Origin of the sequence: Rossellomorea vietnamensis (assembly GCF_001305855.1) — a bacterium.
Lineage (GTDB): Bacteria > Bacillota > Bacilli > Bacillales > Bacillaceae_B > Rossellomorea > Rossellomorea vietnamensis_A.
The window spans coordinates 1-22956 of the sequence record NZ_LIXZ01000014.1 but is presented as its reverse complement, the minus strand read 5'-3'; the positions used below and the strand labels follow the sequence as shown (position 1 = coordinate 22956).

Annotated in this window: 24 protein-coding genes; 20 read left to right on the top strand and 4 right to left on the bottom strand. The window is 42.1% G+C overall.

The window, feature by feature from the left end; genetic code table 11:
* The 4 genes from pstB (AM506_RS15745) (at position 1) to AM506_RS15730 (ending at position 4262) form a co-directional block, all read left to right on the top strand.
* A complete protein-coding gene (gene pstB / locus AM506_RS15745) occupies positions 1-816 on the top strand; it encodes a phosphate ABC transporter ATP-binding protein PstB (protein WP_060673447.1) in 816 nt (271 codons plus the stop codon).
* Positions 817-839: 23 nt separating this feature from the next.
* Complete coding sequence (gene pstB, locus AM506_RS15740) at positions 840-1613, top strand: phosphate ABC transporter ATP-binding protein PstB (protein ID WP_060673446.1); 774 nt, start codon at positions 840-842, stop codon at positions 1611-1613.
* A gap of 54 nt (positions 1614-1667) precedes the next feature.
* Complete coding sequence (phoU, locus tag AM506_RS15735) at positions 1668-2327, top strand: phosphate signaling complex protein PhoU (protein WP_060673445.1); 660 nt, start codon at positions 1668-1670, stop codon at positions 2325-2327.
* A gap of 369 nt (positions 2328-2696) precedes the next feature.
* A complete protein-coding gene (locus AM506_RS15730) occupies positions 2697-4262 on the top strand; it encodes a methyl-accepting chemotaxis protein (protein ID WP_160316887.1) in 1566 nt (521 codons plus the stop codon).
* Positions 4263-4324: 62 nt separating this feature from the next.
* Here the strand turns inward: AM506_RS15730 and AM506_RS15725 are convergent, their stop codons facing one another.
* Positions 4325-4657, bottom strand: coding sequence for a hypothetical protein (locus AM506_RS15725; protein ID WP_060673443.1), 333 nt, complete (start codon positions 4655-4657; stop codon positions 4325-4327).
* A 351-nt stretch (positions 4658-5008) separates the two neighbouring features.
* Here AM506_RS15725 and AM506_RS15720 point away from each other — a divergent pair, with 351 nt between their 5' ends.
* From AM506_RS15720 to AM506_RS15685, 9 genes are all read left to right on the top strand, one after another.
* Positions 5009-5710: a DUF4912 domain-containing protein gene (locus AM506_RS15720; protein ID WP_060673442.1), complete on the top strand. Its 702-nt coding sequence runs from the start codon at positions 5009-5011 to the stop codon at positions 5708-5710.
* A complete protein-coding gene (locus tag AM506_RS15715; protein WP_060673441.1) occupies positions 5707-8028 on the top strand; it encodes a glycosyltransferase in 2322 nt (773 codons plus the stop codon). Before AM506_RS15720 ends, AM506_RS15715 begins: the two co-directional genes overlap by 4 nt.
* Positions 8025-9032 (top strand): nucleotidyltransferase family protein, encoded by a 1008-nt coding sequence (locus AM506_RS15710; protein WP_060673440.1) that lies wholly within the window; start codon positions 8025-8027, stop codon positions 9030-9032. The genes AM506_RS15715 and AM506_RS15710 overlap by 4 nt, the downstream gene beginning before the upstream one ends.
* A 6-nt stretch (positions 9033-9038) precedes the next feature.
* A complete protein-coding gene (locus AM506_RS15705) occupies positions 9039-9620 on the top strand; it encodes a hypothetical protein (RefSeq protein WP_060673439.1) in 582 nt (193 codons plus the stop codon).
* A 57-nt stretch (positions 9621-9677) separates the two neighbouring features.
* Entirely contained in the window at positions 9678-9827 is a 150-nt protein-coding gene (gene rpmG, locus AM506_RS22240; protein ID WP_064091498.1) for a 50S ribosomal protein L33, read from the top strand.
* Positions 9828-9983: 156 nt separating this feature from the next.
* Positions 9984-10550 carry a 5-formyltetrahydrofolate cyclo-ligase gene (locus tag AM506_RS15700; RefSeq protein ID WP_060673438.1) on the top strand — a complete coding sequence of 189 codons (567 nt, stop codon included), beginning with the start codon at positions 9984-9986 and terminating at the stop codon, positions 10548-10550.
* The gene (locus AM506_RS15695) at positions 10540-11322 is read left to right on the top strand and encodes a DUF92 domain-containing protein (protein ID WP_060673437.1); all 783 of its coding nucleotides are present in this window, start codon (positions 10540-10542) and stop codon (positions 11320-11322) included. Before AM506_RS15700 ends, AM506_RS15695 begins: the two co-directional genes overlap by 11 nt.
* 83 nt (positions 11323-11405) lie before the next feature.
* Positions 11406-11585: a hypothetical protein gene (locus tag AM506_RS15690; RefSeq protein ID WP_060673436.1), complete on the top strand. Its 180-nt coding sequence runs from the start codon at positions 11406-11408 to the stop codon at positions 11583-11585.
* Between the two features lie 147 nt (positions 11586-11732).
* Positions 11733-13256: a rhomboid family intramembrane serine protease gene (locus AM506_RS15685; RefSeq protein ID WP_082386403.1), complete on the top strand. Its 1524-nt coding sequence runs from the start codon at positions 11733-11735 to the stop codon at positions 13254-13256.
* Here the strand turns inward: AM506_RS15685 and AM506_RS15680 are convergent.
* Positions 13253-14128, bottom strand: a complete 876-nt coding sequence (locus AM506_RS15680; protein ID WP_060673434.1) for a hypothetical protein — start codon at positions 14126-14128, stop codon at positions 13253-13255. The genes AM506_RS15685 and AM506_RS15680 overlap by 4 nt on opposite strands.
* A gap of 141 nt (positions 14129-14269) precedes the next feature.
* Between AM506_RS15680 and AM506_RS15675 the strand changes: the two genes are divergently transcribed.
* The 7 genes from AM506_RS15675 to AM506_RS15645 all read left to right on the top strand — a co-directional run bounded on the left by AM506_RS15675 (position 14270) and on the right by AM506_RS15645 (position 22219).
* Complete coding sequence (locus tag AM506_RS15675) at positions 14270-15730, top strand: spore germination protein (protein WP_060673433.1); 1461 nt, start codon at positions 14270-14272, stop codon at positions 15728-15730.
* 145 nt (positions 15731-15875) lie between these two features.
* Positions 15876-16082 carry a YqgQ family protein gene (locus AM506_RS15670; RefSeq protein ID WP_060673432.1) on the top strand — a complete coding sequence of 69 codons (207 nt, stop codon included), beginning with the start codon at positions 15876-15878 and terminating at the stop codon, positions 16080-16082.
* Between the two features lie 5 nt (positions 16083-16087).
* On the top strand, positions 16088-17056 hold the full coding sequence (locus tag AM506_RS15665; protein WP_060673431.1) for an ROK family glucokinase: 969 nt from the start codon (positions 16088-16090) through the stop codon (positions 17054-17056).
* A 325-nt stretch (positions 17057-17381) separates the two neighbouring features.
* On the top strand, positions 17382-19259 hold the full coding sequence (locus tag AM506_RS15660) for an LTA synthase family protein (protein ID WP_060673430.1): 1878 nt from the start codon (positions 17382-17384) through the stop codon (positions 19257-19259).
* 99 nt (positions 19260-19358) lie between these two features.
* Positions 19359-20555, top strand: coding sequence for a M14 family metallopeptidase (locus AM506_RS15655; protein WP_060673429.1), 1197 nt, complete (start codon positions 19359-19361; stop codon positions 20553-20555).
* Between the two features lie 243 nt (positions 20556-20798).
* A complete protein-coding gene (locus AM506_RS15650; protein WP_060673428.1) occupies positions 20799-21905 on the top strand; it encodes a hypothetical protein in 1107 nt (368 codons plus the stop codon).
* A complete protein-coding gene (locus tag AM506_RS15645; RefSeq protein WP_060673427.1) occupies positions 21905-22219 on the top strand; it encodes an MTH1187 family thiamine-binding protein in 315 nt (104 codons plus the stop codon). Before AM506_RS15650 ends, AM506_RS15645 begins: the two co-directional genes overlap by 1 nt.
* A 56-nt stretch (positions 22220-22275) precedes the next feature.
* On the opposite strand, the gene AM506_RS15640 is transcribed toward AM506_RS15645, so the two are convergent.
* Positions 22276-22623, bottom strand: coding sequence for a winged helix-turn-helix transcriptional regulator (locus AM506_RS15640; RefSeq protein ID WP_060673426.1), 348 nt, complete (start codon positions 22621-22623; stop codon positions 22276-22278).
* A gap of 129 nt (positions 22624-22752) precedes the next feature.
* Positions 22753-22956, bottom strand: a 204-nt coding sequence (locus AM506_RS15635; RefSeq protein WP_160316886.1) for a transposase, incomplete at its 5' end; no start/stop codon positions are given.

Here is a 22956-nt window from a genome sequence, read left to right as displayed (position 1 = left end):
ATGTCGGTTCAATTAGAAAATAGACAGGAGCGCTCTTCAGGAGTGGCTGAACAAATCAAAAGAGAGACCATCATTGATGTTCAGAATTTGGACTTCTATTACGGTGATAATCATGCAGTTAAGAATATAAATATGGAAATCGAAAAAAATGCAGTAACAGCTTTAATTGGTCCTTCAGGTTGTGGAAAATCAACCTTTTTACGAACGATTAATCGGATGAATGATTTAGTACCAATCGCCCGTGCAGAAGGGAAAATCATGTATGAAGATGTGAATCTTCTCGGTAAGAACATTGATGTCGTGGCCCTTCGAAAAGAAATCGGGATGGTTTTCCAAAAACCGAATCCATTCAGTAAGTCCATTTATGAAAATATTGTACATGCACTGAAATTTACCGGAATCAAAAAGAAAAGCGTGCTGAATGAACTTGTAGAAGAAAGCTTAACGAAAGCGGCACTTTGGGATGAAGTGAAAGACCGTCTTCATACTTCAGCATTGTCACTATCCGGCGGGCAGCAGCAGCGTTTATGTATTGCACGGACCATTGCCATGAAACCGACTGTCATGCTATTGGATGAACCGTCCTCAGCACTGGACCCGATTTCAAACGCAAAGATTGAAGAATTGATCACCGATTTAAAGAAAGAGTACACGATTGTGGTTGTGACTCATAACATGGGGCAGGCTTCCCGTGTTTCTGACAAGACGGCATTCTTTTATAATGGAGATTTAGTGGAGTTTGACCAGACAGAGAAAATCTTCACAAATCCATCGGAAAAGAGAACGGAAGACTATATTTCAGGGCGTTTCAGTTGATCAATTAGTTGGAGGGGTTTCACGTGTCAGTAGCTACAACGAAAAAAACGGCATTTAACGTAAACGACTTAAATTTATGGTATGGAAATAACTATGCGTTAAAAAACATTACATTTCCCATTTATGATAAAGAGGTTACAGCGATCATTGGACCATCAGGATGCGGAAAATCCACATTCGTAAAAACATTGAACCTGATGAACCGTTCGGTTCCAGGGATTAAAATGTCCGGAGAAATCAATTATGACGGAACGAATATTCTTTCAGACAAGATCGATTTAGTTGAATTGAGAAGAAAAGTGGGGATGGTGTTCCAAAAAGGAAATCCATTTCCTCAAAGCATTTATAACAACATTACGTTCGGACCGAAAGTGCATGGTGTCAAAAAGAAGAAAGAGCTTGATGAGATTGTCGAATCCACGTTAAAGAGTGTTGCGTTATGGGACGAAGTAAAGGATCGATTGGATGCTCCCGCAATGGGACTTTCGGGTGGTCAGCAACAGCGTTTGTGCATTGCCAGGGCACTTGCGACAAAACCTGAAATCCTTCTGATGGACGAACCGACGTCAGCTCTCGATCCCATTTCCACTGTCAAAATCGAAGAGCTGATCAGTGAGCTCAAGAAAGAATATACGATTGTCATTGTCACTCATAATATGCAGCAGGCAGCAAGGGTTTCTGATAAAACAGCCTTTTTCCTATTAGGGGACTTGATTGAACTGGACGAAACGGATAAAATATTTTCTAATCCTAGTGACAAAAGAACGGAAGACTATGTGTCGGGACGATTTGGATAAAGTGCACTTTGAGAAAAAAGGTTCTTCATCATTACTTAGCAAAGGGGAATAAGTATGGCGATAAGAAGAAATTTCGATAATAATTTAAAAGAGTTAAAAGACAAACTTTTCGATATGGCGGATCTTGCTAAAGCATCTTTAAAAGAGTCCGTCGTAGCCTTGAAGACACAAGACATTAAAAAAGCAGAGGAAATCATCAAAAAAGATCATATCATCAATCAATATGATAATGAAATCAATAATCTGGCCATCATTCTCATTGCGAAAGAATCTCCCGTCGCTACGGACTTGCGGAAAATCATTTCTGCATTAAGGATCTGTTCTGAAATTGAACGGATCGGGGATATGGCGACGAATATCGCGAAGTCTACCCTGCATATCGGGAACCAGAAATTGATCAAGCCGATTGAAGAAATTCCGAGAATGCTCTCGATTGCTGAAGAAATGCTCGAAGAAGCGCTGACGGCTTTCTATACAGAGGATGCTTCCTTGGCGAAAAAAGTGGCTGATCGTGATGATGAAGTAGATGAACTATACGGTCAACTTGTAAAAGAACTGATGACGTATATCCCGAACTATCCAGATGAAATCAGTCAGATCACCCAGCTGGCGTTTACGTGCAGATACATTGAACGCGTAGCGGATCATGTGACGAATATTTGTGAAAATGTCATCTTCTTAGTGACCGGTGAGCGGTTTGATTTGAATAACTAAGTGAAAAGCGTTCCTTCTGACGAAGGGGCGCTTTTTTTTTATCCTGGGATTTCGGATGTGTTTTGTAAAGATTATATTAAGATAACAGTGAAAGTATAGAAAAAATGGGTATTTTGGTACATATTCTTAATAGGCACAAAGTTTTACATACAGGAGGATATAATGAAAACCAAACCCTTTTCCATGAGAAAAAATATATGGTCTTTTATAAACTGCTTTAACAGCAATAAAATTTTTTCGAAGATGTCTTTTAAGCATTCTATTAAAAATAAACTGGCCTATACGTTCCTTTTGAATGCAGTTTTATTTATTTCATGTGTCGGATTGGCATTATTCAGTTTGAATCATTTGATGCAGGATATGCGATTTATGAAAGATACAGGTGAGCATTCCGTAGAAATCACCGAACTAAGCAGACTAATTAATGCGAAAGACATACGGATTGCAGATTACATAACATTTTTAAATGATGAGGATGTGAAAGAATATCGAAAATTAAGAGGTGAGCTGAACAGTAACACTGATGAAATACTAAAAGGCCTCGACGAAAAGGATCAAGGGATGATAGAGACTTTTTCTCGAAATAACAAGAAAATCGATGAGCTTTTCATTAAAGAAATTGCCCCCGCCGTTGTTCGCTTAGATGAAGATCTCTATACGGATGCCAGAAGACAAATAAGTGTTCTGAGAGACGAAAATAACCGACTATTATTAGAAATAAGAGAGCGAACCCTCCAACAACAAGATTCTGTCTTGAAAACAACAGAAAAAAATATGAACACACTCTTTTTTTGGTTAATTGGTTTTGTGATCCTTTCTTTGCTCATAAGTGGATTGATAGTAAACCTTGTTTCAAACAAGATAAACAGGAGCATCGGTAAAATCCTAACGGTGACAAAAGCTGTAGCACATGGGGATTTGACCCTTTCTGTTCCGCCGACCAGAAGAAAAGATGAAATTGGTCAGTTAAACTTCTCCATCAGGCATATGGTGGAACGTTTAAGAGAGTTGGTCGTAGCGATTAAAGACAGTTCATATACTGTCCAGAGCAATAGTCAGCATATTAAACATCTGACGGATTCAATCAATTCCTCGAGTCATCAGGTTGCAGACTCTATGTATCGTTTATCAAGTAGCTCTGAAGATCAGGTTGCAGCAGCGGGGGAACTTAATAATCAGTACCAGACCTTTGATGATCAGGTCACCCAAGTAGAAATCAATGGAAAATCCCTGTTGGAACTCTCATCATCTATGCAAGGGACCACAGTGAAAGGATACAAATCGATGATTGCTTCTACAAATCAGATTGAAATGGTCTATGAAAAAATAAAGAAAACCTACGATCTCCTTGATCGATTGGAGAACAGTGCAACCGACATCAGTAATTTGACTGAAAGTATAAAGAAAATAGCCGATCAGACCAATTTGCTTTCGTTAAATGCTTCAATAGAGGCTGCAAGGGCCGGGGAAGCGGGGAAGGGGTTCTCTGTTGTAGCCAACGAGGTTCGGAAACTGGCTCAGGACGTTGATACTTCCCTGGTTGAAATAAATCATAGCGTCAAAAACGTTCAACATATATCCGGTGAAGTATCCAGTTCGTTAAAAGACGGTTATAAGGAGCTTGGAATCGGAAAGGATTATATACAAACGACAGGAGATAATTTTAAAGAAATGAAAAAGCAGGTTTCAGGTATGGTTGTGAATATTACTGAAATCTCCAGTAGTCTTGATTTGTTGAAAGAGTATAAGGGGCATATTCACGTAGCGTTTCAAAGTGTGTCATCTGTAGGGAAAGAGTTCAACAATGGCACGATTACCATTAATTCCTCTGTGCAGGAACAAAACGGTTTAATTGAAACTTTATATGTTCAATCCGATGACCTGATGCAAAAAGCGGATCAGCTTTCAGGCCTGGTTAAGACATTTAAAATGTAAAAAAGCGGCTTACTCCAAATGGCGTAAGCCGTTCCTGTTAAAACACTTAAAGAAAATGAATGTTAGGATTCATTAATGATGGATAGGACCTCTTGTTTAGAAAGAGTGGATTGCTTTGTAATCTGATCTACATTGACTCCCTGCTTATAAAGAGACAGGACTTGATTCTTAATGATTGCGTTAATTGGACTCTTGTGAATAGTCATATCGCCATCCAACATGAGCTCTTCTTCCAAAACGCTTATTCGCTTCTTCAATTTATAATGCTCCTGCAGAACATTCATCGATAATTCTTCCATGTCTTTTTCTATATCGCGATACCGATCCCGTTGGAAAAACGAAATGACAAGTAATAGGATAGAGAAGCTTACTAATCCAATGAATAGGTAAGTCACTTTATCACCCCAAGATGTATTATTCTACTTTATTTATAGCACAGATCATGTCCCAACTCTATATGATACGTGGATAAATGTGTGTGATAAACCAATATTTTGTCGAATGCCGTGACCAGATCAACAAAGAAAAATGTCGTTATGGAAATGTAATCGCTTTATTATCATTTCAGCATACTAAATCATAAAAAAAATGCACGTTTAATCCTATTGCCATCATGTGTAACAAGATACGACAAAATGCGTTCATTGTAGGTTTTTCAATACGGTGTTACGATAAATTTAAGATTAATTGTCATAATATTTAGATTGAATTCATATAATAAAAGCTTCGTTTTAGGAGGAATGGTTTTGATCACAGAAATAATCAAGTTAAAGGAACAAGGTGTATCATTCAGGAAGATTGCCAAAGAACTGAATACAACCGTGGGCAAGGTTCAGTATCAATGGGTGAAGTACCAGAAAGCTTTGGAAAAAAGTCCGCATCCAGCAGACGTTGAAATGATTAAACCGGAAACACCGAAGAAACGGGTAGGAAGAGCTGCTTTTGGCAGGAAGATGCCTAAGCACAGATCAAAAAATTCGAGAGCCACCGAGTTATCGATTACGTTTTCTACTTCGTCGAGGATCTATTGTTACTGGAACATTTCCCAGGAATGGATCCGGTATGTGAAAGCTCATTTTAAGATGAACTCCGACCCCCAGCCGTATGTTCTTCGATTATATGATATTACCTCTATTTCGTTTAATGGCCATAATCAACATCACCATTCGGATTCGTATGTCCCATTTACAGAAACGGATTGGTTTGTGAACGGATTAAAGGAAAACAGAAGCTACTGCGTGGAAATCGGTTTGCGGTTACCATCAGGTGATTTTGTTGCCTTCACTCGTTCAAATGTCATTCATACACCAAGGACCTCTCATCATCAGGAGGCGCACAGTATGAAAGAGTTGATGGAATACGAGCAGGGGTTAATCAAGGAACCCAAGTGGGTGGAGCATGTGAGCACGTATTCGTATTATGTCATGAACGGGGAGGAAAACGCATGAAGGCTCTTTCAGAAATCATCGTGTATCCAACATGTAATGAATGTTCATATTCTCAAGTGTTTGAACGGGAAGATTTGCTTACCGCATTACTTATAGAGAATGGTGAATTGATCGATTTCCTTGATCGGAATGAAGGTGGTCCCATTCCTGTCGTGTTGAATCCTCTCCTTTTCTCACTTTTTATGAATGATGAGTTTAAAGAGAGGGCGAACGCTATCATTCAAAGCAACCTCCTGCAAGCAGGCTCTCATGATAAACATAAGTGGCAGCTCATCTATTCACAGTGGTCAACCTATGACATGAATCTCGTACAAGTCTACAAACATCTTACAGTGAAAAGAAAAGCAACCGTCATCCCTACAGCGGTAAGTCCTTTTCCATTGACCCATTACAGGACTCCACGTGCGATTGAAGCCCAGGTTCGGATGAGTACATTATTATACAAGCAATACTTCCAAATGATCCCTAAGTCGTTCTGGTTACCTCAAGCCGCGTATGTACCGGGGATTGATCTATATCTCACTCAGCAAGGCATTGAGTATACATTCATTTCGTCCTTTTCTTATGAACATAGTGAAAAGGAACAGAACAGAAGTGTAAGCAGGACGCCGAGAGGGTTGAAACTCATTCCCGTTGCGGAGGGCATTGACTCCCGGGAAAAAAGCGATCAACCCCTTTCAATCGTATACGTTAAGGACCAATCAGACTATGATGCATTAATGGAACTGGATAGAGGAAATGCCAGTCATACAATGGACGTCATGATGGAAGAACCTACCGCTCTATCAAGGGTGGGCTTCGGGTATCTGGGAATGGTGAAGCAAATCCCGATCATGTCCGATTCAGCCATTCGGAATATTCGGTTGATTCACCGCATGGAAGAGCAGTTGGAGAATATGGTGACATTGTCAGCCGAAACAGAGTGGACCTTTCAGATTATAAGGGAATGGGTATCAAGCATGGAAGGGTTTAAAGATGAAAATGGATTGTCCACGGTTCATTTCGACCTGTTGCTCCACCAAGTCATGGATGGGCATAAGGATGGTCATCTCCTTCTTCATCGCAAAAGTATGATCCCTTTTCCATCTGACGACATTCTTGAGAAGCTCTCGATTGGAATGAAGGGTAGCGTGGAAGAGAAGGATGATTCAGTGCTCATCCTTTCCTGGGAGTATCCGCCCAATATCGTGGGTGGATTATCGAGACATGTGTATGATTTAGCCAATAATCTTGTGAAAAAAGGGAAGCATGTGCATGTTCTTACCACCAAGGCAAATGATGCACTTCCCCTTGAGAAAATGGAAGGTGTCACGATTCACCGGGTGCATCCTTTGCATCCATATGAAGAAGATTTCTTTAAATGGGTATTTGATTTGAATCAGTCCTTCATTCAGTACGCCCATGACTTGATACGAGATGAAAGAATCACACATATCCATGCCCATGATTGGATCGTATCGACATCAGCGATGAAGCTGAAAGACTATTACTCGCTCCCTCTTATTACAACGATCCATGCTACCGAACATGGCAGGAATCAAGGGATATATACCGATTTGCAACACAAGATCCATGGGGAAGAACAGCTGCTCATCGGTGCCTCTGATCATCTCATTGTTTGCAGTGAGCATATGAAAGATGAAATCAAGAGCTTATTCACGATAGAAGCACCAATCGCTGTCATACCAAACGGTGTGGAACTGGAGAAACTGGACCAGTCTTCCCCATATGACTTTTCTCAACCATCGACGCCTTACTTTTTTTCAATCGGAAGGATGGTTCATGAGAAAGGGTTTGATACCATCATCCGCGTAGCTTCCCGGTTAAAGGAAAAGGGTTATCATATCTCATTTGTCATAGCAGGGAAGGGTCCGATGCTCGAGCAATACCGAAAGACGGTTATCGAGGAGCAGCTTTCTGATATCGTTTCATTCGTCGGATACATTTCGGATAGAGAACGAAATGACTATTTGAAGAATTGTCTGGCCGTCATCTTCCCAAGCTTATACGAACCGTTTGGGATCGTTGCCCTGGAGGCGATGGCCTTCCGGAAAGGCGTGGTCGCTTCCAATACCGGCGGGCTAAAGTCCATTGTGAAACACGAACAAACCGGTTTATTATTTGAACCCAATCAGGAACACAGTCTCTATGCTCAATTGATTTCATTAATCGAAGATCCCCATAAATCGGAACAGCTGGGTGAACTGGGCTTTAAAATGGCAAAGTCCATGTTTAGCTGGGACCGGATCGCAGACCAGACCATTCATGTATATGACGATGTGCTTCTTCAATCGAAAGTGGAGGGTATAAAAAGATGAAGGCGGTTATATTGGCAGGGGGAGAAGGGAAGCGATTAAGACCCTATACGATGTCGATTGCAAAGCCTATGGTCCCGATTCTGAATAAGCCAATACTTGAATATAGCATTAACCTTCTAAGTTCTTATGGAATAAGAGATATTTTGATTACGACTTGTTATAAAAGTGAGACCATTAAAGACTACTTCGGAAATGGGAAACGGTTCAATGTGAATATCACCTATCTTGAGGAACGATCCCCGCTCGGAACAGCGGGTGGCATCTTCCTCGCACGGCACAGGCTGCGAGAACCGTTCCTCGTTCTTAGCGGAGATGCGTTTACCAATATCCCCATCGATAAGGTCATTGAATTTCATTATGAGAAAAGAGCGGTCATGACCGTAGTGTCAAAGGAAGTGGCGAATCCAAAAGAATATGGAATCTGTCATACGGACGAAACCCGCAAATTAGTCGATTTTATCGAAAAGCCCGAAGAGTGGGTGGGAAATGAAGTCAACACAGGTGTATATATGCTTGATCCCCGGCTCTTGGACCGGTATGCCCACATTGGGGCAAAAGATTTCGGCCAGGATTTCATTCCCCGGCTCCTGTTGAATAATGAAGAGGTATACGTGTTCAAGACCAGTGCCTATTGGAGAGATATCGGTAACCCGGAAGAATATAAGTGTGCCAGGGACGATCTAATGAGGGGACACTTCTCTCCTCCCTCTTTGAAGAAAGGCTTACACCGTTCAAATGACTTAAGGGAGCCTTTCATCACCCGACTGCAGGTAGCCTGTCCGAATGGGAAGAAACCGATGGTGCTTGCAAAACTGCTTGAGACGGTCCCATCTTCTTCAAGTCAGAAAGAAATCGTATTTGACCATAGGGATGGAGGCAGGACGAAAATCATTAGTGATCCAAAAAGAGGATTCATCATTTATTCCAATGCGGACAGAAGAAATCTGGCGAGGGAGTTTGCAAGATATTATGGCAAGAAAATAAAAATCTGGCAAAAGGTGTAGAGGCTAATGAGGGAGAACCCGAATCGAACGTTTCATATTGAAGGAATAGCCTGGAATAAGAAAAATGAGTATACGCCCATCCACTCTGAAAAATGTTCTTCCCTTACGGATATTAAAGTAAGTGTGAAGGAAGAGGTTGAGGGTTGGGGTGAATCTTATGTATTCGAAATGGAGAATACGTCAAAAGAAACCTGCCGGCTAAAAGTATTCTTTCTCATCGAGTGGCTCGCCTGCAAGGAAGATGGAGTAGGCGTCCTGTCCCTGTCTGAGGATACATTCTGGAATTACAGCCGAAGGCGGGTTGCCATCACCAATATTGTTTCCTGTGCCGAATCTGTAAAGAAAACCATCTACCCTCTTAATCTGAAGGGGCTCAAACTTTGGAAGAAATCCTTAACGAATGGCAGCTTATACTACTATCCCATAACCAATGGCCTCAATATGATGGTATATATGCTGGATTTCTCTTTCAAGCCCTTCGAAGTGAAACAGGGGAAAGTATATGCCATTGAAGGTGGGATGGAAGAAGACATTGCAAATTTAAGTGATAGAATAAAAAACGGACTAGCATTTCCCGGGGAAAAGTGATATTATATAAAAGTCGTATGAATAGTAGAAGATGTATATGTTTGGAGGGAAATTATAATGCGTGTAAACATTACTTTAGCTTGCACAGAAACTGGTGAGCGTAACTATATTACTACTAAGAACAAGCGTAACAACCCAGACCGTTTAGAGCTAAAAAAATATTGCCCGAAATTAAAGCGTGTGACTCTTCACCGCGAAACGAAATAAGCAGCCGGATTTTATCCGCTGCTTTTTTTTATGCTTTATTTGGCTCTGATTTATGTTGAATAGTAATGCCTTTTCCGAATAGTGGTGTAATGTCTGTCGCATTTATGCGGGAAATCCATTAAAATAATTGCAGGATAGTAAGCATGGAGGGATCATATGTCTAAAAAGGAAAAGCGTAAATCTCAGCTGCAAGTATTAAAATCCATTGGTCATATTTCATTTCAACAAAAATGTTTCGAAATAGAACAGCGCCTTTTTGAGTCTCCCGAGTGGAAGCAAAGCAGCACGGTATCTGTCACCGTTTCAAAGCCTCCGGAACTTGATACTTGGAATATCATTAAGAGAGGCTGGGAAGAGGGAAAGACGGTCGTCGTGCCAAAGTGCCTCCCGGAGACCCGCCAGTTGTTTTTTTATAAACTGACTGATTTTCATCAGTTGGAACAATCTTATTTTAATTTATATGAACCGGACCCGGCGAAATCCGTTGCTGTACATAACGAATCCATTGAATTGATGATCGTACCGGGGTTATCTTATACAACCGCCGGTTACCGTCTTGGATTTGGTGGTGGATATTATGACCGGCTGCTTTCAGGTTATTCAGGAACTTCCATGTCCCTTGCCTTTGAAGAACAAATGGTCGAATACTTGCCGATTGAATCCTTCGATATGCAGGTCTCTACCATACTGACGGAAATGAGAAGGATCGATTGTGAAGATTGAATTATTTCCGCTTCTTCTCTTTATCCTCGCCATCGCGATTGGAGGATGGAGGACAAAGAATTTAAGTATATCAGGGGCTTGGATGGCGATGTTGGTCGGTCTTTTCATCGGTATTGCTTTTGGTTTCCGGGGCTTGTTTGTATTGGGGGCATTCTTCCTATCATCTAGTATATGGTCTCATCTATTTAAGAAGGATAAGATCGGGACCCTGGACCGGCTTGCTAAGACGTCCACACGGGATTGGCAGCAAGTATTGGCAAACGGGGGGCCTGCAGCACTATTCGCCCTGTTGTTCAGCTTGACGGGTGAAAACGTGTGGACATTTGCTTTTGTTGCATCGGTTGCAGGGGCGAATTCAGATACCTGGGCTTCTGAAATTGGTCCTTTGAGTCGGAAACATCCATTTTCCGTAAGGTCGTTCCGGAGAGTCCCGAAAGGCACCTCGGGAGCCGTCTCTCCCGCCGGTACCGTAGCGGCGGTCCTGGGGGCAGCCTTTATCGCACTGGCAGCCCTGGTCATGCTGGATGGTATGGATACCACGCTCTTTATAGTGATCACACTTTCCGGGTTCCTTGGAAATCTCCTGGATACATTACTGGGTGCATATGTACAATTGGATTACAAGTGCCGAGTGTGCGGAATAGAGACGGAATCCACTGTCCACTGCGGACAGCAAACCGAAAGAACGAAGGGCTACTGGATGAATAATGAACTGGTCAATGCCCTTTCAAGCTTAATGTCGGGAGTGATCCTCCTTCTCCTATATCGGTAGCAGGCAAAAAAATACCAGGTTTAGATAAATTTATGGGATAAGCTAATCGGTTATGATCCACACTATAATCAGGAGGGATCATGATGAACGGATGGACAAAATGGTTAGTGCTCGGCGGTTTGGTTCTTTTTCTGGTTCCGAATCGATATCGTTTATTAAACTTGTTATTAGGGAATTTTGTACTTCGCAAATTTGCCGTAAGAGCGGCCATGGGTATACCCGGTATCCGCTCTAAATTCATTCAAGGCGCATTCCGCTCTTGATCAAAAAAAGGCTGCAGGGGGGCCATACCCCATCCTGCAGCCTTTTTTGTTTACACATTAAAAACAGGTTCGGTATAGTAGGGGGAGGCACGTTATTTTTATATGATTTCGGTAGGTTAAAAGAGTAAAAAGAAAGTAGTGGATGATGTGGATTTACGATATCATTATTTATTTTGGAAAGTAGCCCACTATTTAGTGGAATATAAACACTATCGGATCCTGAACCTTTCCCCCGACCAGGATGAAATATGGTTGGAGAATTCAGGCATGAAAGAAGGAAGCATCGTCCGAATCGTTCGAAAGGACTTGGATTGGGGTAACTGGGTCAAGAGGGATTTGGAAGTGACCTCCATGAATGGAGAAAAAATCAGGAAATCCCTGAGGAAAAGACAGCTTCACATAAAGAATCTCTACATATCTACTTTTCCACCTGTCGATGGGGATCCAGGTCTATTCCTCGACACGGTGAACCGTCATAAAACGACCATCCAGCCTATTCTGCTTCATGGTGATGAAAGTGTGGAGAAGCTTAGAACCGATCCACTTTTCAATGACGGGGAATGGGAGCTTCCCCCTGAAGTGTTGGAAGCCAATGTGAATTGGATCAAAAATATGACCATGACATCTTCCTCTAAGCAAATTCAGAAAGAGAGACAGTTATTTGAAAGAGGGAAGCCGTTTTTTACTTATCTCTTTATTGCGGTTCAGGTGATCATGTTCCTTATTCTTGAAATGAATGGAGGGAGTAAGGATCCCGCGACGCTCATTCAATTCGGTGCAAAATATAATCCTCTTATGATAGAAGGAGAGTGGTGGCGACTCGTCACACCGATTTTCCTGCATATAGGATTACTTCATCTCTTGATGAACACACTGGCCCTTTATTATCTCGGAATGGCAGTAGAGAAAATGTTCGGACGCATCAGGTTCGTTCTCATTTATATGCTGTCGGGAGTCGCAGGGACGCTTGCAAGCTTCCTGTTTACCTCCAATCTTTCAGCAGGAGCAAGTGGGGCGATCTTTGGTTGTTTCGGTGCTCTCCTGTACTTTGGGGTATTACATCCAAATGTTTTCTTCCGCACCATGGGCACCAATATCATTGCGGTCATCTTATTGAATCTGGTCCTGGGATTCAGCCTTCCCGGCATCGACAACGCCGGCCATATCGGGGGTCTTATTGGAGGTTTTCTTGCTGCAGGGATCGTCAGTCTGCCAAACGCCAACCGGCCGGTGCGTCAGCTCCTGTTTCTTCTTGGGAGCATTCTTGTTGCAGGTACATTGGTGTGGTATGGAATCGGTGGGGACTCAACCTCCTGGAACGTCGATACGGCAAATGGAGTCGCCCAGGAAAAAATATCGAACCAGGAGTGGGAGGAAGTCGTGGATATTCTTACCCCTGTGGTAGAAGAAGGATCTCCGAACGCACAAACCTATTTCTACCTTTCATATGCTGAAATAAAGCAGAATAAATTAGAACCGGCGAAGAAACATTTGACGGCCGCAATAAAGGAAGATGATCGATTTCATGAAGCCCATTACAATCTTGCGTTGATTCTGATCGATAACGGGGAAAGGGAAGAAGCTCTCATCCATGCAAAAAAAGCCTATGAATTAAATAGGCAGGATGAAAATTATGAGAAACTTTATAAAAAGTTGCAAGGGAACAATTAAGATATCAGCTGTCTGAGTAAGGACGCTTCCCCGTATTGATCAACGAGCAGCACAAGGACTTCCTTTTTATCTTTTTTTACTAATAGTAGAGGAATGGCACTGTCGATGGATTCCACCACAGAGCCGTCCTCTTTTTTAATCCCTAGATAATAGTTTTTATATAATCCTTCCCATAGATTTCCGATCAGACGGTCCCATTCCTGTCTGGTGTAGCCTTCCAAGGGACGCTCATCAAACATCGGGAGGCTGGTCAGTGGGATGGGGGTGTATTCATCGACCTTGATGCCCATGGTGGAGATGGCCTTTTCCCATAAATAATCGAGTTGTTGGGACGTCACTTTGTCCAATATGTTCTTCCATTCTTTTTCTGTGTCGGTCCCCGGTTGCCTGAAGGCATTTAATGGGCTGAAATTGGAATCGATCACGTACAGCGTATCTTCGGTCATTTTTTGGGCACTGGTGAACTCTGTGTCTGATTCATGTATTTCAGCATAGTGAAAAGTTACTGCTTGGAGAATACTGCTCTCTTTCCCCTTTATGGTCGATTCCTCCACAATCTGATCTGTATCTTGTTCCCATTCATTCATCCGCCCTTTCAATCTCCCGTTCATATATAAAAAACCGACATCCTGACGTAAATAAGCGGGAACATCAAGTTTTGAAGATACCTTCCAATTCACTTCATAATGATCATTTTTCTTTTCAGGTTCAAGCATCAGAAGCGTAGTGGCCGATTCATAAGATACGTTTTCATTAATGGGAAAGAAAATAATGCTCTCCCGGGTTTGCGGCTTGTAAATAAATTGAATGCCCATGGCCACTACACACATGAGCACCATAAATGGCATTGCTTCTTTCAGCCTATCCTTCATTTTGTTCACTCCAGTGGTTTGTCCATTTTCTACATAGTATGAATCGATGGAATTGAATATGATAGGATGTATGATTTCGGGCTTCTTTGTCTAGGATGGTAAAGATGGAAATTCATGTAAAGGTATTGGGAGTGAAGGCTAATGTCGAATGAAAAGAAAAAGCCTGTCTCTACTCAGATTGAAGAAAACACCAATTATTTAAGGGATACCTTAGCAGTGGACAAGAGCTTTGATGTCATTCAATTGGATCTGGAGTATGCAGAAAGAAAAATGGCCATGTTTTTAGTGGATGGCTTCGTTAAAGATGATATTATGCATTATCTGATGAAGCTCTTATCTGGACTCAGTTCTGAACAATTGGAAGAGGATACTTTAGAAAAGCTTTTAAAGACGTATATTCCTTATATAGAGATTGAACAAGTAGATGACTTGAATCAGGTGATCGATTTAGTATTGGCAGGTCCGACAGCCCTTGTCGTGGACGGTATTGACAAGGTTATTATGATTGATGCAAGGACGTATCCTGTCAGAGGGCCTCAGGAGCCTGATTTAGAACGGGTAGTAAGGGGTTCAAGGGACGGATATGTCGAGACGATTGTATTTAACACTGCATTGACAAGACGGAGGGTGCGCGATCCCTCTCTTCGCATGGAATACATGCAAATAGGCAGAAGATCCAAGACGGATATCGTTGTCAGTTATATTGAAGACATTGCCGACCCTAAGTTGGTGCATAAAATCAAGGATGCTCTCTCGAAGATCGATACTGACGGCCTTCCCATGGGGGAGAAAACGTTAGAAGAGTACATTGCGGGACGGCATTGGAATCCCTATCCGCTGGTCCGGTACACGGAAAGACCTGATACTGCGGCATCCCACCTGTATGAGGGACATGTTCTCATCATGGTGGATGGTTCCCCCAGTGTCCTCATTACACCGACCACGTTTTGGCATCATCTTCAGCATGCGGAGGAATACAGGAATAAACCTTCTGTAGGGGCTTATCTGCGGTTTGTAAGGTTCATTGCGGTATGGTCATCGATCTTTTTACTGCCTCTATATTATTTATTTGCGATCCACCCGGAGCTGCTGCCGGAACCCATGGCTTATATTGGTCCGAATGATGTAGGGGAAGTCCCGTTATTCCTTCAATTCTTAATCATTGAAGTGGGGATCGATATTTTAAGGATGGCCGCCATACATACCCCGTCTTCCCTGGCAACCGCCCTTGGTCTCGTTGCAGCGTTGATGATCGGGCAGGTTGCTGTTGAAGTCGGACTGTTCATCAATGAAGTCATTCTTTACCTGGCGATTGCTGCCATTGGAACATTCTCCACCCCGAGTTATGAGATGAGCCTGGCTAACCGCCTGGTGAGGATCTTCCTATTGATATGCACGGCTTTATTCGGTGTTTATGGATTTGTAGTTGGTGTATGTTTGTGGATCATCATGCTCTCAAGAATGAGCTCGTTTGGCATTCCATATATGTGGCCATTTATTCCATTCAATCTCCGGGCATTCAGGGATGTATTCCTGCGTTCCCCGATGCCCCTTAAGAACAGGCGGCCGCGATTTCTGCATCCGAAAGATCCGGATCGTTAGAAATGATAGAAAAGAGATTTTCTTACTGGATATTCCTTTAAGGAAATCTCTTTTTGTTTTGTGTTGGAACTGGTTTGTTTAGGATTGAGAAGAAAGCGGTTTTCACTTATACTTTAAAGGGAAGAAGAGAAAGCAGGTGTTTGGCATGAAAACGATTTATGATATCCAACAACTACTCAAAAGTTATGGAACGATTATATATGTTGGGCATCGTCTTTCCGACCTGCAACTGATGGAAGGCGAATTAAAGGAACTCTATCAATCCCAACTGATCGATACCCGGGATTTTCAGACCGCTTTATTTTTGTTGCGTCATGAAATAGAAATTGAAAAAGAAAAACAGGACAGGTGATAAAATTGACAGAAAAATGGTTAGTTGGAGTCGACTTAGGTGGAACGACAACAAAGATTGCATTCTTGAGTAAATACGGTGAGCTCTTACATAAATGGGAAATCCCCACTGATAAATCGGATAACGGTAAAAATATCATTGTGAATATTGCGAAAGCGATCGATCAAAAGCTCGAGGAATTGGATCAAAGCAAGGATAAACTGGTTGGTATCGGAATGGGTGCACCGGGCCCCGTCGATACGGCTAAGGGAATCATTTATGAAGCGGTCAATTTAGGCTGGGAGAATAATACACCTTTAAAAGATTTGCTTGAAGTCGAAACAGGGTTGCATGCAGTCATTGACAACGATGCAAACTGTGCGGCACTCGGTGAAATGTGGAAGGGTGCTGGAGACGGGGCGAAGGATATCGTATGTGTGACATTAGGAACGGGCGTCGGCGGCGGTGTGATTACAAACGGCGATATCGTTCACGGGGTGAAAGGGGCAGGCGGTGAAATCGGCCATATCACTGTCGTCCCCGAAGGCGGATATCAATGTAATTGCGGGAAGACAGGGTGTCTTGAGACCGTTGCCTCAGCGACCGGTGTCGTTCGCCTTGCAAACGAAAAACTCGATGCTACAGGAGAAGAATCAACTCTTCGGTCCATGAGGGATTCACACGGCTCAATCAGCGCCAAAGATATCTTTGATGCAGCAAGAAACCAGGATGGAATTGCCCTGGCAGTCATTGATCAATTAGCCTTCTATCTCGGGTTATCCCTTGCAAATCTCGGGAATGGGCTGAACCCTGAAAAGATCGTGATTGGTGGGGGAGTCTCTAAAGCGGGCGACATCTTATTAAATCCGGTCGTTAAATTTTTCGAACAGTTTTCATTCCCGACGGTCCGTACTTCAACACGCTTAAGTATTGCCACACTTGGTAATGATGCCGGTGTGATCGGGGCGGCCTGGCTGGTCAAGAACAAAATATGATTTGACCTTAAAGTAATATTCGATAGAGAACTTTCCTTTATGGAGGGTTCTCTTTTTGTACATGAAATAGTAGTCTAAAACACCTAATGACCATTGGACCGTTTTTAATTTATCCTAAATTTTTGAAACTTTTAATGGTTTCGTTCGTCTAATAGTATGGGTAAGAGAATAAGGCCTTCCATTATACACCCCCATTATGTATCCACCTTTGACGTTTTGTAAATAAAGAATAAAGATGAATCAAGATATCACCATATTTTTCTCTATTAAAATCATGAAAGTTGTTACATACGCTTGAACCGTTTGTAGCAAGGAGGTTGATTATATGAATATAAAGAAGGCACCAAAGGTACCGCTTATCCTTCTCGCAGCACTGTTCCTTTGGATCAAAACGTATATTGTCTACAAAACCAGTTTTGATATAAAGATAGAAAACGCTCTCCAGGAACTGATTCTATTCATTAACCCAGTAAGTTTCTTACTATTCATCTTTGGAGTGGGCTTGCTTTTTAAAAAGGATAAGTTTCGGACCCGGTATATCATCACTGCAAGCTTCGTCCTCTCGTTTATCCTGTACGGAAACGTAGTGTTTTATCGATTCTTCGATGACTTTTTGACATTGCCTGTCCTCTTTCAAACAAGCAATTTCTCTGACCTGGGCACGAGCGCCAGTGCAATCATGGGCTGGAAGGATCTATTCTATTTCACCGATGTGATTGCATTAATTCTCATCATAAAGTTGAAACCCACCTGGTTTTCTTTACAGAACTACTCGAAAGCCAATCGACGCGCTTATTTCCTCGTTGCAACGGCATTGTTTTTCTTTAACCTGGGATTGGCAGAATCGGAAAGACCTCAGCTTCTGACCAGGACATTTGACCGTGAAATGCTGGTCAAGAATATCGGAACGTATAATTATCATGTATATGATCTTTTCCTGCAATCCAAATCTTCCGCCCAGAGAGCCCTTGCGGATGGAAGTGAACTGGCGGATATCGACAATTATGTCAGAGCGGGTTACACCCGGCCCGATAAGGAAATGTTCGGGGTAGCAAAAGGCAAGAACTTAATCATCGTGTCCCTTGAGTCACTGCAGAATTTTGTCATCAACAGTGAAGTGAATGGCCAGGAAATCACTCCTTTCCTTAATGATTTCATAGGGGAGAGCTACTATTTTGATCAATTCTACCATCAAACTCAGCAAGGGAAGACGTCCGATTCCGAGTTCATCCTGGACAACTCCCTTTATCCGTTGAACCGTGGAGCGGTCTTCTTTACCCATTCAGGGAATGAATTTGAGTCCATGACGGAAAAACTTGGAGAAAACGGGTATTTTACATCGGCTATGCACGCAAACAACAAAAGCTTCTGGAATCGTGACATCATGTATGATTCACTGGGATATGACCGTTATTATTCGTTACCTGATTATGATGTGACAGAAGAAAACTCAGTGAACTGGGGGATGAAAGATATCCCGTTCTTCGAGCAATCTGTGGAGCATATGAAACAAATGCCTCAACCGTTTAGTACGAAGATGATTACATTAACGAACCATTACCCTTTCACGCTTGATGAAGAAGATAAGCTGATCGACCCTTACACTTCAAATGACGGTACGGTGAATCGTTATTTCCAAACCGTCCGTTACATGGATGAAGCGGTGAAGAACTTTATTGCCGACTTAAAGGAGTCCGGTTTGTATGACAATTCCGTCATCGTAATGTATGGAGACCATTATGGGATTTCAGAGAATCACAATAAAGCGATGAGTCAATATCTCGGGAAGGACATCACACCATTTGTAAGCACACAGCTTCAACAGGTGCCACTGATCATCCACGTTCCCGGTAAGGAAGGAAAGACGATTTCCAAGGTTTCAGGACAAATCGACTTAAAGCCGACCATCATGCATCTTCTCGGGATCGATACCAAAAAGGACATTCAATTTGGTTCTGATCTATTCTCAGGAGAACATGAAGACCTGGCTATACTCCGTGACGGTCGGTTCATCTCGAAAGACTATGTATATGCAGGTGAAAAATGCTGGAGTAAGGAAACGGAAGAAAATACCGAAATGAAGTATTGTGATCCATTTAAAGAGCGTGTTAATAATGAGCTGGAATACTCCGATAAGATCATTTATGGAGATCTGCTCCGCTTTTATGGGGAAACCGAATATCGTGATGACGATGAATCATAAAGTAAAAGCTTGCGAAAGGTTTCGCAAGCTTTTTTTTGTCATGAATCTATGAACCATTCATACATGTAAGTAAGGACATATGAATGGGGAGGTTCCATCATGAAAGTGAAAGTACGCAGTGGCGATACCCTGTGGTACTACAGCCAACTGTTTTATATCCCGATCCAGTTGCTCATCGATTCAAATCCTTCCGTTGATCCGAATAGATTGAAAATCGGTACAGAGATACATCTTCCAGGATTCAGGATAGAAAGTCATTCGATTAAACAGGGTGATTCTTTTTGGTCCCTTGCCCAAAACCGGAACATCAGTGTCGATGCGTTACTTCTATTGAACGAAGGTGTCAATCCCACTGGATTACAAGTAGGAACGACTATCTTTCTTCCATCAAGGGTGGTCTCACCCATCGTCAATGGGAAACAGGCATACGGTTCACAAAGATTTGAGGGAGATGTCCAACGTTTAAAAGAAATCTATCCTTTTATAAAATTAAGATCCACAGGCGAAAGTGTAGGTGGAAAAGATCTCATCGAAATAAGGATAGGAACAGGAAAGAAGAAAGTTCATATGAATGCTTCTTTCCATGCGAATGAGTGGATCACCACAGCTGTCCTCATGAAGTTCATCAATGATTATTTACTTTCTTTGACCAACAGTCAGCTTATTAGGGGAATACAAACCCTGCCGATATATAGAGATGTGACGTTGTCACTCGTTCCCATGGTGAATCCGGATGGAGTGGACCTTGTTCTGAACGGTCCCCCGGGTGATAAACGGACGGAAGTGATCGCTCTCAATCGGGGAAGTTCCGACTTTACCGGCTGGAAAGCCAATATTAGAGGGGTGGACCTGAACAATCAGTTTCCTGCCAAATGGGAAGTCGAACAGGAAAGAAAGGATGAGAAAGAACCTGCTCCAAGAGATTTCCCAGGATATAAGCCACTCTCAGAACCTGAGACCATCGCAATGGCTAAGCTTGCCCGGCAGGAAAAATTCGATCGACTTCTTGCCCTGCACACCCAGGGGAAAGAGTTTTACTGGGGGTACGATGGATTGGAGCCTCCAGAAGCAGCCAAACTTGCAAGGGATTTCACCAGAGTAAGCGGATATAGATCGGTCCGTTACATTGATAGTTACGCTGGATACAAAGATTGGTTTGTGAAAGAATTCAAGAGATCAGGCTTCACCCTTGAATTAGGAAAAGGCATCAACCCCTTGCCCCTATCACAATTCGATGAAATCTATCAGGACGTACTCGGTATATTACTCGTAACAATCTATCGGTGGTATGAATAAAGAAAATACTCGAAAAATCTTTTGGTAAGTTCTATAAATATCTATTGTAGAAAATGAAAATCAGGAGTAAAATTAATCATCATCCTAATGAATAGCAACCTCTCGTGGTGACCCTAAAGATGTGTGTATGAACATCTGGTCATCACTTTTTTTGAATTTTTGTAATGTTTTTTAATCTTATTGAAACATTTTTGTCTTTGAAACGTACTAATAAATACGGAATACAGGAGAAGGGGGAAGAGGATGAAAAAGAAAAAAATAAGCGTGTTGATATTTTTCATGATGTGCATTGTGTGGTTATCGGCATGTCAGCCGGAAGAAACACAATCTTCCCCCTCAGAGAAAGAAAAGGCCCATAAAAAAGAAATGATGGTGAAAACCCTTCCTGCAGAAGGGTTTATAGAAAATGTCGGCTGGCTTTCAAACTCAGAAATCCTTTCTGTACGGGAAGAGGATAGTGTGACGTCCTTCTATATCTACAATGTGTACGACGGAAGCAATCAAAAAATTTATGATATAGAACCCTCCTATGTGAGCGCAAGCCTCTCACCGGATAAGAAAAAAATACTCATTCATTCCTCTCCGGCATCCTATTCAGCACAGCTGACGATCATCAATAAATCAGGGGAAGTTCAATTTCAAAAGGACGTTCCTTCCTATGATTTGACCTATTCCTGGAATCGATTCAATGATGAAACATTGTTAATGACAACTTTCAATGAAGATTGGAGCTTTCAGGTCTTTGAAATGAATATCGGGGACAGGACCATGGAACCCATTGATGTAGAACAGCCGTTTGTTCAGTGGCATTCAGCATCCTCCGTCCTTTATCAGGATTGGAGTAAAGATGAAGTGAGCGTATCGGCTCCCCTGATAGCTCAAAATATCCTCGATGGTGAAAAGGAAATGATCGTGGAGGATAGTATCCATTTCGATCAATTCAACGATTCTCTGTTATCGGTCTTTTCACGGGAAGAAAAAGGGCCGTTTACGTATCAGTTCATTCATCCTACCGGAGAAATTCAGTCGGAATTTACAGTAGACCTCTTAAGCCGTTACTCTGATTGGTTAATCCCTTATTATGATATGATAGAAGGGACGGGTCGATTGATTACGTTCGTTGCCAATGAACCGGGTTCCTTTGATACGTACGCGGGGACCTTCTCTTTAAAAGGATGGGACACCAATTCCGGACAGGAAGAGGTCCTGTTTGATGATCTTCCTTTAGAACCTATACAGTGTTCGCCTGATGGAGAATCGTGTTTATATGGAAATCAACTTGAAAAAGTAATCAATTTAAAGAACTCCAGTATCGTTCAACTACTAAAAGAAGAAGGAGCAGATATGTAATGGCGATAGTCGATGTAACAGTTATACCAATCGGAACGGAATCTCCCAGTGTGAGTTCATATGTTGCGGATCTGCATAGAATCCTTAAGGGATATGAAGAGGAAGGGAAGATCCGCTTCCAGCTTACTCCCATGAATACGATTATAGAAGGGGATCTGCCCGTTCTTTTCCAAGTGATACAAGACATTCACGAATCCCCATTCCAACAAGGGATCCAGCGTGTGGCAACCAATATCAGAATTGATGACCGCAGGGATAAGCAAACGACCATGGAAGGAAAGCTTTCTTCCGTCCAGCGTCAATTAGAAAAATAACGAATACAAAAAGAGTGGGCATAGATGCCCACTCTTTTTGTAAGTACAGCTCAAACTTATTCGCTTTCCAAGAGGACTTCACTTTTGTCGGGATAGGTCTTTTCGATATGCTGTTCACCCCATGCACATAGCATATCGAGAGGCTCTTTTAACGACCATCCGTATTCTGTCAGTTCGTACTCCACCTTTGGAGGGACCTGATTATAAATGATCCGGTTTATGACTCCATCTGCTTCAAGTTCCCTCAATTGCTGGGTCAACATCTTCTGGGTTATTCCAGGCATCAAACGTTTTAGTTCACTTGTTCTCCGCTTGCTTTTGATCAAATGACAGAGGATGACGACCTTCCACTTGCCACCGATCACTTCCAAGGAAGCTTCTACGGGTATATTGTATTTTTTCATATCATTGCCTCCATATCTATGGTCGAATATTATATAGAATCAGTTGCAAGGATAGGGAGTATCCCATTTCCTTGAAGATATATTTGGTTCAACGTCAATTGTTGGGGTGAAGTGAGTTTTGCTTCACCCTTATCCAATATGCGTGCCCATTCTTTTATACTTATGTGTCAGTAAAATCTTTGCTCGAAAACGAAGAAAGCTTCTAAAGCCAAATGCGTTTCGTTTCATCACTTTCGTTAAGTTGTTTATGCCCTCTAAAAACCCGTTTGAATAGTTATATCGAAAGCTATTCAATATTTCATTTTGCCAATTCTTTAGTGTTTGGGCAGAACG